Source organism: Rhodococcus sp. ACT016 (genome assembly GCF_050477185.1).
Taxonomy (GTDB): domain Bacteria; phylum Actinomycetota; class Actinomycetes; order Mycobacteriales; family Mycobacteriaceae; genus Prescottella.
On sequence record NZ_JBEAET010000001.1, the window covers coordinates 1 to 15,362 of the forward strand.

At 65.2% G+C, this 15,362-nt stretch carries 7 protein-coding genes and 3 rRNA genes; 7 read left to right on the forward strand and 3 right to left on the reverse strand.

Annotated features, from left to right (window positions below):
* Positions 1–466 precede the first annotated feature (466 nt).
* The 3 genes from ACQ5DX_RS00005 to rrf all read left to right on the forward strand — a co-directional run bounded on the left by ACQ5DX_RS00005 (position 467) and on the right by rrf (position 5,688).
* A 16S ribosomal RNA gene (locus tag ACQ5DX_RS00005) occupies positions 467–1,985 on the forward strand.
* A 325-nt stretch (positions 1,986–2,310) separates the two neighbouring features.
* Positions 2,311–5,440: ribosomal RNA gene (locus tag ACQ5DX_RS00010) — 23S ribosomal RNA — on the forward strand.
* A 131-nt stretch (positions 5,441–5,571) separates the two neighbouring features.
* Positions 5,572–5,688 (forward strand): 5S ribosomal RNA (gene rrf, locus ACQ5DX_RS00015).
* The 16S, 23S and 5S rRNA genes sit together here, the layout of an rRNA operon.
* A 66-nt stretch (positions 5,689–5,754) precedes the next feature.
* Here rrf and ACQ5DX_RS00020 read toward each other — a convergent pair.
* On the reverse strand, positions 5,755–6,132 hold the full coding sequence (locus tag ACQ5DX_RS00020; RefSeq protein ID WP_430330659.1) for a hypothetical protein: 378 nt from the start codon (positions 6,130–6,132) through the stop codon (positions 5,755–5,757).
* Between the two features lie 310 nt (positions 6,133–6,442).
* On the opposite strand from ACQ5DX_RS00020, the gene ACQ5DX_RS00025 reads away from it, so the two are divergent.
* The 4 genes from ACQ5DX_RS00025 (at position 6,443) to ACQ5DX_RS00040 (ending at position 9,916) form a co-directional block, all read left to right on the forward strand.
* Complete coding sequence (locus tag ACQ5DX_RS00025; protein ID WP_430330660.1) at positions 6,443–7,132, forward strand: FadR/GntR family transcriptional regulator; 690 nt, start codon at positions 6,443–6,445, stop codon at positions 7,130–7,132.
* Positions 7,133–7,197: 65 nt separating this feature from the next.
* Positions 7,198–7,950: an ABC transporter ATP-binding protein gene (locus ACQ5DX_RS00030; RefSeq protein WP_430335500.1), complete on the forward strand. Its 753-nt coding sequence runs from the start codon at positions 7,198–7,200 to the stop codon at positions 7,948–7,950.
* Between the two features lie 50 nt (positions 7,951–8,000).
* Positions 8,001–8,654, forward strand: coding sequence for a GntR family transcriptional regulator (locus ACQ5DX_RS00035; RefSeq protein ID WP_430330661.1), 654 nt, complete (start codon positions 8,001–8,003; stop codon positions 8,652–8,654).
* Complete coding sequence (locus tag ACQ5DX_RS00040; protein WP_430330662.1) at positions 8,651–9,916, forward strand: MFS transporter; 1,266 nt, start codon at positions 8,651–8,653, stop codon at positions 9,914–9,916. Before ACQ5DX_RS00035 ends, ACQ5DX_RS00040 begins: the two co-directional genes overlap by 4 nt.
* Here the strand turns inward: ACQ5DX_RS00040 and ACQ5DX_RS00045 are convergent.
* Together ACQ5DX_RS00045 and ACQ5DX_RS00050 are read right to left on the reverse strand one after the other, a co-directional pair.
* Positions 9,902–11,218: a M1 family metallopeptidase gene (locus ACQ5DX_RS00045; RefSeq protein ID WP_430330663.1), complete on the reverse strand. Its 1,317-nt coding sequence runs from the start codon at positions 11,216–11,218 to the stop codon at positions 9,902–9,904. The two genes, ACQ5DX_RS00040 and ACQ5DX_RS00045, sit on opposite strands and share 15 nt — an antisense overlap.
* Positions 11,215–15,126 carry a Pls/PosA family non-ribosomal peptide synthetase gene (locus tag ACQ5DX_RS00050; RefSeq protein WP_430330664.1) on the reverse strand — a complete coding sequence of 1,304 codons (3,912 nt, stop codon included), beginning with the start codon at positions 15,124–15,126 and terminating at the stop codon, positions 11,215–11,217. The genes ACQ5DX_RS00045 and ACQ5DX_RS00050 overlap by 4 nt, the downstream gene beginning before the upstream one ends.
* Between the last annotated feature and the right edge of the window lie 236 nt (positions 15,127–15,362).

The window sequence follows — 15,362 nt, forward strand, 5'->3', positions numbered from 1 at the left end:
CGCGTAACTTATTCCAGGTCAGAGCGACACGGACACCGACCCGGACGCGATCTTCACAGGTCAGCGAGGGAAAACGAGGTTGTACGGGGAGCGCCTGATTCACCCGGAAGTTTGGCTTCCCTGCCTCGTGTAGGGTGGTTGTAGTGCGTCCGGGTGGCCCGGATGGGGAGCGAGTTTGCACTTGCTTCTCGGGTGGGATAAGCTGGAACGGTTGCCCCGGAACGAGGAACTGCAAAGTTTCGAGTGATGGTGTGCGCGTGTTCTTTGAGAACTCAACAGTGTGTCGATGAATGTCAGTGCCAAATTATTTGGTACTCCACGCCATCATTTTCGATGGGGTGGGTATTTGCTGATCGTCTCATTCTTCCGTCTGGGGCGGTCAGTGCAAGCTAGTTTGAGTTTTTACGCTAGTGATTTGACTCGATGTCTATGGCTGATTGCCGGTTCGCCGGCCAATCTAGAGTCTTCAACGGAGAGTTTGATCCTGGCTCAGGACGAACGCTGGCGGCGTGCTTAACACATGCAAGTCGAGCGGTAAGGCCCTTTCGGGGGTACACGAGCGGCGAACGGGTGAGTAACACGTGGGTGATCTGCCCTGCACTCTGGGATAAGCCTGGGAAACTGGGTCTAATACCGGATATGACCTCCGATCGCATGGTTGGGGGTGGAAAGGTTTACTGGTGCAGGATGGGCCCGCGGCCTATCAGCTTGTTGGTGGGGTAATGGCCTACCAAGGCGACGACGGGTAGCCGGCCTGAGAGGGCGACCGGCCACACTGGGACTGAGACACGGCCCAGACTCCTACGGGAGGCAGCAGTGGGGAATATTGCACAATGGGCGAAAGCCTGATGCAGCGACGCCGCGTGAGGGATGACGGCCTTCGGGTTGTAAACCTCTTTCAGCAGGGACGAAGCGAAAGTGACGGTACCTGCAGAAGAAGCACCGGCCAACTACGTGCCAGCAGCCGCGGTAATACGTAGGGTGCGAGCGTTGTCCGGAATTACTGGGCGTAAAGAGCTCGTAGGCGGTTTGTCGCGTCGTCTGTGAAAACCCGCAGCTCAACTGCGGGCTTGCAGGCGATACGGGCAGACTTGAGTACTGCAGGGGAGACTGGAATTCCTGGTGTAGCGGTGAAATGCGCAGATATCAGGAGGAACACCGGTGGCGAAGGCGGGTCTCTGGGCAGTAACTGACGCTGAGGAGCGAAAGCGTGGGTAGCGAACAGGATTAGATACCCTGGTAGTCCACGCCGTAAACGGTGGGCGCTAGGTGTGGGTTTCCTTCCACGGGATCCGTGCCGTAGCTAACGCATTAAGCGCCCCGCCTGGGGAGTACGGCCGCAAGGCTAAAACTCAAAGGAATTGACGGGGGCCCGCACAAGCGGCGGAGCATGTGGATTAATTCGATGCAACGCGAAGAACCTTACCTGGGTTTGACATATACCGGAAAGCCGTAGAGATACGGCCCCCCTTGTGGTCGGTATACAGGTGGTGCATGGCTGTCGTCAGCTCGTGTCGTGAGATGTTGGGTTAAGTCCCGCAACGAGCGCAACCCTTGTCCTGTGTTGCCAGCGCGTAATGGCGGGGACTCGCAGGAGACTGCCGGGGTCAACTCGGAGGAAGGTGGGGACGACGTCAAGTCATCATGCCCCTTATGTCCAGGGCTTCACACATGCTACAATGGCCGGTACAGAGGGCTGCGATACCGTGAGGTGGAGCGAATCCCTTAAAGCCGGTCTCAGTTCGGATCGGGGTCTGCAACTCGACCCCGTGAAGTCGGAGTCGCTAGTAATCGCAGATCAGCAACGCTGCGGTGAATACGTTCCCGGGCCTTGTACACACCGCCCGTCACGTCATGAAAGTCGGTAACACCCGAAGCCGGTGGCCTAACCCTTGTGGAGGGAGCCGTCGAAGGTGGGATCGGCGATTGGGACGAAGTCGTAACAAGGTAGCCGTACCGGAAGGTGCGGCTGGATCACCTCCTTTCTAAGGAGCATCTCCCCACACACCCCGAACAGTCGGGGAGCGTGTGAGGGCAGAGCCACTTCGGATTCACACGTAATCCGGTGGTGCTCATGGGTGGAACACTGACAAGCTCATCCACGGATCAGCGGGCCCGAGTGCCGGCTGGTGGGTGATATATCGGCATACTGTTGGGTCCTGAGAGAACACGCGAGTGATCTTTCAAGGAAGAAACGACAAGCGGGAAACGCAGGTCATACCGCGGGGCTGAGGCTCTGGTTTGGTGTCTGCATCATGTTTCCTGGTTGTGTGTTGTTTGAGAACTGCACAGTGGACGCGAGCATCTTTGTTGTAAGTGTTTAAGAGCGTACGGTGGATGTCTTGGCACCAGGAGCCGATGAAGGACGTAGGAGGCTGCGATAAGCCTCGGGGAGCTGTCAACCGAGCTGAGATCCGAGGATTTCCGAATGGGGAAACCCAGCCACAGTGATGTGTGGTTACCCGCGCCTGAATATATAGGGCGTGTGGAGGGAACGTGGGGAAGTGAAACATCTCAGTACCCACAGGAAGAGAAAACAACATGTGATTCCGTGAGTAGTGGCGAGCGAAAGCGGAAGAGGCTAAACCATGGGTGTGTGATAGCCGGCGGGCGTTGCATTCGTGGGGTTGTGGGATCCGTCTTGTCAATTCTGCCGGATTGGCCGACAGTAAGAAATCATCGTGTTAGTCGAAGTGGTCTGGAACGGCCTGTCGTAGAGGGTGAGAGTCCCGTAGACGAAAACATGGTGACTGTCGTGACGGACACCCGAGTAGCAGCGGGCCCGTGAAATCTGCTGTGAATCTGTCGGGACCACCCGATAAGCCTGAATACTCCCTGGTGACCGATAGCGGACTAGTACCGTGAGGGAAAGATGAAAAGTACCCCGGGAGGGGAGTGAAATAGTACCTGAAACCGTGCGCTTACAATCCGTCAGAGCCTTCGCACCTTCGGGTGGGGGGTGATGGCGTGCCTTTTGAAGAATGAGCCTGCGAGTTAGCGGCATGTCGCGAGGTTAACCCGTGTGGGGTAGCCGTAGCGAAAGCGAGTCCGAATAGGGCGTTTTCAGTGGCATGTTCTAGACCCGAAGCGGAGTGATCTACCCATGGCCAGGGTGAAGCGACGGTAAGACGTCGTGGAGGCCCGAACCCACTTAGGTTGAAAACTGAGGGGATGAGCTGTGGGTAGGGGTGAAAGGCCAATCAAACTCCGTGATAGCTGGTTCTCCCCGAAATGCATTTAGGTGCAGCGTCGCGTGTTTCACTCTGGAGGTAGAGCTACTGGATGGCCGATGGGCCCCACAAGGTTACTGACGTCAGCCAAACTCCGAATGCCAGAGTGTGAGAGCGCGGCAGTGAGACTGCGGGGGATAAGCTTCGTAGTCGAGAGGGAAACAGCCCAGATCGCCGGCTAAGGCCCCTAAGCGTGTACTAAGTGGAAAAGGATGTGGGGTCGCGAAGACAACCAGGAGGTTGGCTTAGAAGCAGCCACCCTTGAAAGAGTGCGTAATAGCTCACTGGTCAAGTGATCCTGCGCCGACAATGTAGCGGGGCTCAAGTACACCGCCGAAGCCGCGGCATTCACATAACACCCCGGATGGTTTACGGATCGTCCGGCAGTGGTGTGGATGGGTAGGGGAGCGTCGTGCAGCCATGGAAGCGCCGGAGTGATCCAGGTGTGGAGGCTGCACGAGTGAGAATGCAGGCATGAGTAGCGAAAGACGAGTGAGAAACTCGTCCGCCGAATGACCAAGGGTTCCTGGGCCAGGTTAATCCGCCCAGGGTGAGTCGGGACCTAAGGCGAGGCCGACAGGCGTAGTCGATGGACAACGGGTTGATATTCCCGTACCCGTGTGAACGCGCCCCTGGTGAATCAGTGATGCTAAGCGCCCTGAAGCCATCTTCGAACCTTCGGGTTCTCCGGTGGTGGATGCGCGTGAACCGATCTGGTAGTAGCCAAGCGATGGGGTGACGCAGGAAGGTAGCTGAGCCAGTCAGTGGTAATACTGGTGTAAGCGTGTAGGGCGTGACCTAGGCAAATCCGGGTCACATGTAGCCTGAGACGTGATGCGTAGCCGATTGAGGCGAATTCAGTGATCCTATGCTGCCGAGAAAAGCCTCTAGCGAGCTTTCACACGGCCCGTACCCCAAACCGACACAGGTGGTCAGGTAGAGAATACTAAGGCGATCGAGATAACTGTGGTTAAGGAACTCGGCAAAATGCCCCCGTAACTTCGGGAGAAGGGGGGCCTCTGCTGGTGATCGGACTTGCTCCGTGAGCTGGTGGGGGCCGCAGAGACCAGAGAGAAGCGACTGTTTACTAAAAACACAGGTCCGTGCGAAGTCGTAAGACGATGTATACGGACTGACGCCTGCCCGGTGCTGGAAGGTTAAGAGGACCGGTTAGCCAGTAATGGCGAAGCTGAGAATTTAAGCCCCAGTAAACGGCGGTGGTAACTATAACCATCCTAAGGTAGCGAAATTCCTTGTCGGGTAAGTTCCGACCTGCACGAATGGCGTAACGACTTCTCTGCTGTCTCAACCACAGACTCGGCGAAATTGCATTACGAGTAAAGATGCTCGTTACGCGCGGCAGGACGAAAAGACCCCGGGACCTTCACTATAGCTTGGTATTGGTGTTCGGTTCGGTTTGTGTAGGATAGGTGGGAGACTGTGAAGCATGCACGCCAGTGTGTGTGGAGTCGTTGTTGAAATACCACTCTGATCGTATTGGACATCTAACCTCGGACCATGATCTGGTTCAGGGACAGTGCCTGGTGGGTAGTTTAACTGGGGCGGTTGCCTCCCAAAATGTAACGGAGGCGCCCAAAGGTTCCCTCAGCCTGGTTGGCAATCAGGTGTCGAGTGCAAGTGCACAAGGGAGCTTGACTGTGAGACTGACAGGTCGAGCAGGGACGAAAGTCGGGACTAGTGATCCGGCACCGGCAAGTGGAAGCGGTGTCGCTCAACGGATAAAAGGTACCCCGGGGATAACAGGCTGATCTTCCCCAAGAGTCCATATCGACGGGATGGTTTGGCACCTCGATGTCGGCTCGTCGCATCCTGGGGCTGGAGTAGGTCCCAAGGGTTGGGCTGTTCGCCCATTAAAGCGGCACGCGAGCTGGGTTTAGAACGTCGTGAGACAGTTCGGTCTCTATCCGCCGCGCGCGTTAGAAACTTGAGGAAGGCTGTCCCTAGTACGAGAGGACCGGGACGGACGAACCTCTGGTGTGCCAGTTGTTCCGCCAGGAGCACTGCTGGTTAGCTACGTTCGGAAGGGATAACCGCTGAAAGCATCTAAGCGGGAAGCCTGTTCCAAGATGAGGTTTCTCACCCCCTCGAGGGGGTAAGGCCCCCGGCAGACCACCGGGTTGATAGGCCAGAACTGGAAGTCCGGTAACGGATGGAGGTGACTGGTACTAATAGGCCGAGGACTTACCACAAAGAAGCTACGCGTCCACTGTGCGGTATCTGAAACAACACACAGATACCATTCACCCCCAACACCCCGAAGCCTTCGTGGCCGGCGGGTGGTTCGGGCGGGGGAATTGAATGTGTGACAGTTTCATAGAGTTACGGCGGCCATAGCGGAGGGGAAACGCCCGGTCCCATTCCGAACCCGGAAGCTAAGCCCTCCAGCGCCGATGGTACTGCACTCGACAGGGTGTGGGAGAGTAGGACACCGCCGAACATCCTTTCCCGAAGGCCCCCACCAGCAATGGTGGGGGCCTTCGGCGTTTCCGCATATCCGCACATTTCAGGAGTCGAGAAAGCCCGCGACGATTTCGATGGCCCGTGCGGCCTCGTCGCGCTTTCCGTAGAAGTAAACCGAGCCGTAGCCGAACAGGTACTCCTCGACGAACTCGGGACTCGGATCCTCCGAGACAGGCCATCCCTCCTCGTTCACCTGGAACAGGAAGCGATGTCCGTCAGCTTCGACCCTTGCCGCGTATGTCGGCTCGTTCTGGATGAGGGCGGGGACCGGAGCGATACGCACGAAGGGCGGCGTCTCCGCGTCCGGATCGGCGAAGACCAGTGCGGCACTGCCCAATCCGGGGTGCCGGCCAGCGGTCCAATCCGGGGTGCCGGCCGGCGGACCCGTCACCCCGTGGAGACGGCTCGTGGAGAACGACACGCATTCCGATATCGGGGTATTCGAGATCGTCGTCGGCGATCCTGAATCCTCGCCGGAGAAAGACCGACGCCTCCCGAGCTCCGAGCCAATCCGCCGTCCCCGCACCGAGCGTGAGTAGATAGACGTATGACTCGATGATCGGGTCCGAAGCGAAGTGCGCCGGCGGATTGCCGCCGACGCGGGAACCGGTTTCCATGTCGACGGAAGCGATGTCGAGGTGCACTGTCTCCATCCCGTGAATTTAGGCAATCGGACCGACAGGACATCAGACGTCTGATGTCTGTAGACTTGCCGATCGGAGGTGGAGACCATGGCAGGACATGCGCTGCGCAGCGGACCTCTGGTGCCGCAGCTGGAAGAACTGCTCACGAGCCGTATTCGTACCGGGGAATGGTCCGTCGGCGACCGCTTGCCGAGTGAGACGGAACTGGCAGCGGAACTGGGTGTGGGTCGCTCGTCGGTCCGTGAGGCGGTCAAGCTGCTCGTGAGGGACGGACTGCTCGACGTGCGGCACGGCGTCGGCACGTTCGTTGCCGAGCCGGTCGAGGACCTGGTGCTCGAGCAGCTCCTGCGACGGTCCCGGGTCCTCGAGGTGCTGGAGGTCCGGCGTGCGCTGGAGATGGAAGCTGCTCGCCTGGCCGCGGACCGCGCCCGACCCGAGGACCTGGCCGAGGTTCGCCGGCAGCTCGCCGACCGTCACGACAGGTACGCGGGCGACGCCGGCGCGTTCGTCGCTGCCGATCTCGACTTCCATCGATCGATAGTCGAACTGGCCGGGAACTCGGTACTGACGGCGTTGTTCGACTCCGCGCGGCCCGTCCTGCATGCGGCGCTCGTGGAGATGGTCGAAAAGGAACCACAGCTCCCGGACACAGGCGAGGCGCACGATGCCCTCGTCGATGCCCTCGAAGCCGGCGACGGCGCGGCGGCGGTCGCGGCGACGGCGGCGAATCTGGATCCGATGATGGCGAAACTGCGCGAAGAAGGGAAGGGCGCGTGAGCGACCGAATCCATGGTGAGGTGGTGCTGAGCACCGAGAACGTCGACCTGGTCCGTGAAGGGCGAATGATCCTGAGCGGGATCGACGTCCAGATCGAGCAGGGGCAGCACTGGGTGCTCCTCGGCGCCAACGGCGCCGGCAAGAGCACGCTCCTGAGTCTGCTCGGTGCCGTCGCGCATCCCACCCGTGGGACCGTGCACGTGCTCGGGCATCGGCTCGGTCGGGTGGACATGCGCGAGCTGCGCTCGCACATCGGCCACGTGAACCCGCGGCACTCGGTCGAGCGTCCACTGACGGTGCGCGACGTCGTCCTCACCGGACTGACGAACACCCCCGAGTTCGCGCAGCGGTGGCAGCCCACCGCCGCCGACCAGGCACGGGCGGACGAGCTGATCGCGATGATGGGGATGTCGGCGCGTGCCGAGGCCCGCTGGCCGGTGCTGTCGCAGGGTGAGCGCGGGCGCGCGTTGATCGCCCGCGCACTGATGCCCGAGCCGCCGGTCCTGCTGCTCGACGAGCCCGCGACCGGCCTCGACCTCGCGGCCCGCGAGCAGTTGCTCACCGCGCTCGACGAGATGCGGGCGCAGCACCCGGCGATGGCGAGCATTCTGGTGACGCACCACATCGAGGAGATCCCGACCACCACGACGCATGCGCTGCTCATCCGCGACGGGCTGGTGACCGCGCAGGGGCCGGCGGAGTCGGTGATCACCACCGGGCACATCAGTGAGTGCTTCGACCACCCGATCGACATCCTTCGCAACGGTGGCCGGTACTCGGCGCAGTCGCGCACCAGCCCGCTGGGTACAACCGCCTGACCGGACCCCGCTCGCACCGAGATCATTCGCAAGGCGTATAAATACATCTTGTGTCTAAGTTGTACTCAGCTGCCGAGCTCGCATACCGCGAAGTCAAGGAACTCATCCTGTCCGGGGAACTCCCGGGCGGCGAGTTGATCAGCGAGGGTGAGATCGCGACGCGAATGGGGTCCAGTCGGACACCGGTGCGTGAGGCCTTCCTCCGCTTGGAGGCGGAGGGCTGGATGCGGCTGTACCCGAAGCGGGGTGCGCTCATCGTGCCGGTCGCCGACGGCGAGGCCGAGCACGTAGTCGACGCGCGTCTGCTGGTCGAGGTGCACGCCGTCGAGGCGGTCGCGGCGACACCGCGGGCCCGGGAGGCACTCGCGGCCACCCTACGGGAGAACCTGGCGCAGCAGCGCGAACTGGTCGCGTCGGGCGGCGACGCGGCGCAGTTCAGTGCGCTCGACGCCGACTTCCATCGCACCCTGGTGCGTGGCGGCGGCAACCCGCTGCTCGAGACCTTCTACGACGGACTGCGGGAGCGCCAGCGCCGGATGACCGCGCACTCGCTGGCCCGCGACCCGGAGCAGATCACCAAGATCATCGAGGATCATGCCCACCTCACAAACCTGATCGAGGCGGGCGACGCCGACGGATTCGCGTCGGCGGTCCGTCGGCACATGCGCGAGGTGCACGCGCTCGGCGAGGGGGGACGGCGATGACCGCGGTCCGTGAAGACACCGTCGTCGAAACACGACCGGCCACCCGCCTACGGCCGTGGATGCTCGTCACGGCGGGCATGTTCGCGGTGGCGTGGGGCGGCAACGAGTTCACGCCGCTGCTGGTGATGTACAAGCTCGACCACGGCTTCACGCAGGTGGTGGTCGACACCTTCCTGTTCGCGTACGTGCTCGGGATCGTGCCGGCGCTGCTGATCGGTGGACCGCTGTCGGACCGGTTGGGGCGGCGCCCCCTGATGCTGCCGGCCCCGTTCATCGCGGTCGTGGGATCGCTGGTGCTGGCCACCGGACCGGACTCGGCGGCGTGGCTGATCGTCGGACGCGTCCTGTCCGGCGTCGCGCTGGGGCTGGGCATGGCCGTCGGCGGTAGTTGGCTCAAGGAGTTGTCGACGCCCGACCGGGATCCGTCGGCCCGCCCGGGTGCGGGTGCCCGGCGCGCCGCGATGAGCCTGACGGCCGGCTTCGGTATCGGCGCCGGTGTCGCCGGAATCCTCGCACAGTGGGCGCCGTGGCCGAGTGCGCTTGCATACGTGGTCCATTCGGTGCTCGCATTGGCGACCGGCATCGCGCTTCTGCGGGCTCCGGAGACGCGGCCTGCCGTCTCGAAGGGTGAGCGTCGTTCACTCGCACAGGATCTGAAGATTCCGGCGGCCGGACATCGGCGGTTCCTGTACGTCGTGGCCCCGGTGGCGCCGTGGGTGTTCGGTGCGGCCGCATCCGCGTACGCGGTGATTCCGGCGCTGATGACCGGCCGCAGCGGCAGTGTGCCCGTGGCGTTCTCGGCGCTGCTGTGCATGATCGGTCTTGGCTCGGGGTTCGCGATCCAGGCGGTCGGCCGCAGGATCGACACCCCGCGAAATGCCCGCGCCGTCGCGGTGGCGCTCGCGGTGCTGGTGGTGGGCATGACGGTGGCGGCGGTCGCGTCGCACGCCCTCACCGTGCCGGTGTCGATGATCGCGGCGGCGATTCTCGGGTGCGGGTACGGCCTCGCGCTGGTGGCGGGCCTGCAGGAGATCCAGCGGATCGCCGGGCCGGACGATCTGGCCGGTCTCACCGCGGTGTTCTACTCGCTGAGCTACCTCGGCTTCGCGGTGCCCGCCGTGATGGCGGTGATCGCGGAGACCAACCCGACACTGACCTACCCGATAATGTTCGTGTTCGGTGCGATCGTCGCGGCCGCGAGCCTGGTTCTCGTACTCGTCAAGTGGCGCCGCCACCTGCCGGAGCTGTCAGAGGCGCGGTAGCGGCTTCTCCGCCAGCCACGAGTCCCACAATCCGCGCAGCGGCTTGTCGCTGAAATGTGCTGCCAGATCGGTGAACTGCTCGGTCGACACCGTCGCGTGCCGATACTTGGCGGTCCACTTCTGCAGCAGCGCGAAGAAGGCGTCGTCGCCGATCTCGCGCCGCAGCGCGTGCAGGGTGAGGGCGCCGCGCTTGTAGATGCGGTCGTCGAACATCAGTTGCGGTCCGGGGTCGCCGAGCAGGATGTCCTGCGGTTTGCCGGCGAGTCCGTGGTGCGCCTGCAGCGCGAGGGTGTGGGCGTCGGGGCCGCCGGAGTTCTCGGACCAGAGCCACTCGGCGTAGCACGCGAAGCCCTCGTGCAGCCAGATGTCCTGCCAGACCCCGAGCGTGAGGCTGTTGCCGAACCACTGGTGCGCGAGTTCGTGTGCGACAAGTCGTTCCGAGCTGCGTTCACCGTCGCAGTGGTTGGCGCCGAAGATCGACAGGCCCTGAGCCTCGATGGGGATCTCCAGGTCGTCGCCCGTCACGACGACCGAGTAGTCGTCGAACGGGTAGGGGCCGAAGAGCTTCTCGAAGACCTCCATCATCTGCGACTGGCGTCCGAAGTCGTGGTCGAAGCGATCCCGCAGACTCGGGGGATGGATCGTCTGCATGGGCACGCGACCGCCATCGATGCGGCGTCGTTCGTACGGGCCGATCTGGATCGTGGCGAGGTAGCTCGACATCGGCTCGGCCTGCTCGTACACCCACGTCGTCAGGCTGGCCTTGGTCTGCTTGCGGACCAGCTTGCCGTTGGCGACCGCGTGGTACGGCGAGTCGGTGGTGATCGAGATGCGGTAGCTCGCTTTGCAACTCGGGTGGTCGTCGCACGGGAACCACGACGCCGCGCCGTTGGGCTGGCTCGCGACGAGCGATCCCTCGGTCAGTTCCTCCCAACCGACGTCGCCCCACATCGTCACGATGGGCTGCGGGTTGCCGGTGTACTGGACGGCGATCGACAGGACACCGCCGGCCGGGATCTTCTGCGGCGGGATGATGGTGAGCTTGCCGTCGCGATGCGTGTACTTCGAGACACGACGGCCGTTGACCGACAGCTTCGACACGTGCATCGTCGGCGCGAGGTCCAGCGAGAACCGCGGGCGGACATCGGTGGTCGTCGCGGTGATCGACGCCTTGCCGGACAGGCGGTTGCTGTGGACCTTGTAGGTGAGATCGAGGTCGTACCGGGATACGCGGTAGCCGCGATTGCCGTTCCGTGGCAGGTACGGGTCGAGTGGCTCCTCGGACAACTTCCCGGACTTCATCGCGCCCCTCCGTCCGGCGTCGAATCGTTCCACGGCGCAATCGGATTGCCCTGCCACCGCGTCGACGGCGGGACGACGTCGCCGCGCATGACGAGGGAGGCCGGGCCGACCGTGGCACCGTCGCCGAGCCCGGCGGCGGGCAGCGCGACGCAATGTGGGCCGAGGGTGGCGCCGGCGCCCAACGTGACGGTGTCCATGGACATGATCCGATCATGGAACAGATGGGTCTGCACGACGCACCCCCGCTCGACGGTGGCGCCGTCTCCGAGCGTCACCAGGTCGGCCTCGGGCAGCCAGTACGTCTCGCACCACACGCCGCGTCCGATCGTCGCGCCGAGCCCGCGCAGCCACACGTTCATCACCGCGGTTCCGTTCGCGGCGCGCGCGAACCACGGTGCGGCGACGGTCTCGACGAACGCGTCGGACACCTCGTTGCGCCACACGAACGAACTCCACAGCGGGTGCTCGACGGCGCCGATCCGGCCGACGACGAGCCACTTCGCGGCCACCGACACCGCGCCGGCGACCGCGCCCGCGATCATGAGAACCACGCCGCTGCCGAGTGCCGCGAGCCAGAAGCCGCCGACGGACACCAGCCACGCGAGCGTGAAGAGCACGCCGAGGCCGATGCCGAACGTCACCATCACCGGGATCAGCCGGCATGTCTCGACGATCGCGCGGGCGATCTTGAGGTGCAGCGGCGGATCGAACGTGCGTGAGGCGTCCGACTCCGTCGCCGCCCGGCGCAGTCGGACCGGCGGGCTGCCCAGCCAGGACGATCCGGACTTCGCCTTGTCCGGTGCCGCCGACAGCACCGCGACCAATCCGTTCTTGGGGACGCGTCGACCCGGCCCGGCCATGCCGGAGTTGCCGAGGAACGCGCGCTTGCCGACCTTGGCGGGCTCGATACGCATCCAGCCGCCGCCGAGTTCGTAGCTGGCGACCATCGTGTCGTCGGCGAGGAATGCGCCGTCCGCGACCGTCGTGAACTTGGGCAGCACGAGCGCGGTGGAGATCTCGGTGTTGCGGCCGACCTTGGCGCCCAGTAGCTTCAGCCACAGCGGCGTCAGCAGGCTCGCGTACAGCGGGAACAGGAACGTGCGCGCCGAGTCCATGAGGCGCTCGGTGGCCCACGCCTGCCAGCCGACGCGGCTGCGCACCGGGTGGTAGCCCTCGGTGAGGCCGATCGACAGCAGGCGTACCGCGATCACCGTCAGCGCAGCGAAGACGATCAGGCTCAGCAGGGTCGCGACGGGCAGGATCGCCAGCGCTCGCCACAACGCGTCGCCGAGGTCGGCGGCGTCGCGCACCCGCCACCCGATCAGGAGCAGTCCCGCGGCCAGGCCGAAGATCGGCATGCCCGCGAGCGTGACGGAGGTGACGCCGAAGATCGGCACCCAGTGGGCGGCACGCCGCGGCGTGTGATCCGGCCACGGGTGGGTGGCCTTGCCGACCTTGACCGCCGGCGAGCCCGCCCAGTGCTGACCGGCCTTGACCTTCCCGAACACCGCCGAGCCCGGCGCGACCTCGGCGCCGCGGCCGATGCGCGCACCCGGAAGCAGCGTCGACCGGGCGCCGATCGCGGCCCCGTCGCCGATCCGGATCTCGCCGATGTGCACGACGTCGCCGTCGATCCAGTGCCCGGACAGGTCCACCTCGGGTTCGACGGAGCAGCCGTCGCCGAGCACGAGCATCCCGGTCACCGGCGGGAGAGTGTGCAGGTCGACGCCGCGGCCCACCCGCGCCCCGAGCGCGCGGGCGAAGTACAGCATCCATGGCGCGCCGGACAGGTTGTCGGCGCCGCTGGCCTCGACGAGGCGCAGCGCGATCCACAGGCGCAGGTGTTCGGGCCCGCCCCGCGGATACGTGCCCGGCTTCAGGCCGCGCAGGAGCAGGCGCGCGCCGCCGACGGCGATCGCCATCCGGCCCAGCGGCGTGATGAAGAGGAGGAACGCGAGTGCGACCCACCACCACGACACGGTCGGCGCCCAGTCCACGTCGAACCACGCCAGTACGTTCCCGGCGATCGCGAGCCACGTCACCCACTGCAGACCGGTGAGCGTCATAAGCGGCACGGTGGCCGCGATCTGCGTGATCTGGGCGCCGCGCGGGGTGGGCCGCACGTGACGGGGCGCGACGGTCTCGGCGGGGGAGAGTTCGTCGAGGAAGTCGGCGAGCGACCCGAGGCGCGGGTGGTCGTACAACTGCGCGACGGTCACCTCCGGGAACCGTTCACGCAGCGCCGTCACCAGCTGGGCCGCGGACAGGGAACCGCCGCCGAGTTCGAAGAAGTCGTCGTCGGGCCCGGTGATGCTCGCCCCGAGGATCGACGCCCACAGTCCCGCGACCCACGCGGCGGTGCCGTCGAGTCCCAGCGCCTCGGCCGGATCGTCGGCGCCGGGGAGCGGCCACGGCAGCGCGTTGCGGTCGACCTTGCCCGACGTGCGGGTGGGCAGCTCGCCGACGAGCGCGAGGCGGGGTACGAGGGCCGCCGGCAGCTGCTCGGACAGCTGCTCGCGCGCGGCCTTCAGATCGAAGTTCGGGTCGGTGCTGGCGAGGTAGCCGACGAGGATCGACGTGCCCGCCGCGGTCTTGCGGACCGCGGCGGCCGCGCCGCTCACTCCGGGCAGGTGCTGCAGCGCATTGTCGACCTCGCCCAGCTCGATGCGGCGTCCGCCCAGCTTGACCTGGTCGTCGGCCCGGCCCTGGAAGAGCAGGCCGGTCGGGTCGAGGCGGACCAGGTCGCCGCTGCGGTAGGCGCGGTCCCAGCCGAGCGTCGGCATCGGCGCGTACTTCTCGGCGTCCTTCGCCGGATCGAGGTAACGCGCGAGTCCCACGCCGCCGATGACGAGTTCGCCCACCTCGCCGTCGGCGACCGGTTCGCCCGCCCCGTCGACCACCGCGAGATCCCAGCCGTCGAGCGGCAGACCGATGCGCACCGGTCCGCTGCCGTCCATCAGTGCGCCGCACGCGACGACGGTGGCCTCCGTCGGGCCGTACGTGTTCCACACCTCGCGGCCGGGGACCGCGAGCCGCTCCGCCAACTCCGGCGGGCACGCCTCGCCGCCGAAGATCAACAGCCGCACCGCCTCGAGCGCCTCGGCGGGCCACAGCGCCGCGAGGGTCGGCACGGTGGAGACGACGGTGACGTCGCGGGAGACCAGCCACGGCCCCAGGTCCATGCCGCTGCGCACCAGCGCGCGCGGTGCCGGCACGAGCGTCGCGCCGTGCCGCCACGCGAGCCACATCTCCTCGCACGAGGCGTCGAACGCCACCGACAGCCCCGCCAGGACCCGGTCTTCCGGTCCGATCGGGTTGTCCTGCAAGAACATCCGCGCCTCGGCGTCGACGAACGCGGCCGCGTTGCGGTGGGTGACCGCCACGCCCTTCGGCGTGCCGGTGGACCCGGACGTGAAGATGATCCACGCGTCGTCGTCGGGGGTCGGCGGGCGGACGGCGGGAGCCTCGCTGCGCCGCGGCGCCGTGCCCGGTTGCACGCCGTCAGCGGTGAGGATCGCCGCCACCTGTGCCTCCCCGAACACCAGTTCGGCACGCTCGTCGGGGTCGTCGGCGTCGACCGGCACGTACGCGGCACCGGCCGCCAGCACCGACAGGATCGCGACGTACAGATCGCGCGAGCCCGACGGCATCCGCACCCCGACCCGGTCGCCGCCGCCGACCCCGGCGTCGGCCAGCCAGCGGGCCCCGGTCGCGAGCTCGTCGAGCAGCTCGCGGTAGGTGAGCGGCGCGGTGCCGTCGTCGATCGCGGTGGCGTCCGGAAATGCCGCGGCGGTGGCCTCGAGGATGTCGACGAGCGTGCGCGGCGCGGGGGCCAGTGAAGACCGGAGGAAGACCGCCGGAATCGTGATCGATCGGTGGCCCGTGTCCGGGTGCGAAGGGAGGGGCAAGTCCGAGGTCCTGTCCTGGTCGTCTGTGCTGTCGAGCAGTTGTCCCATTCCAAGCTTGCGGGCAGGTGAACGAGCAGCGCCGGTGCCACCAGTATCGGCGTCGGAGCTGCCGACGAACACGGTGACATGCGGTCGGCGAGCGGATCGTGAGCGATTCCGCACTGCCGCCGGGAGAATTGCTTCACGATCGGAAGAGCGGTCCCGAGACGGTGTCGAAAACGGGGCCCACGGTCCGT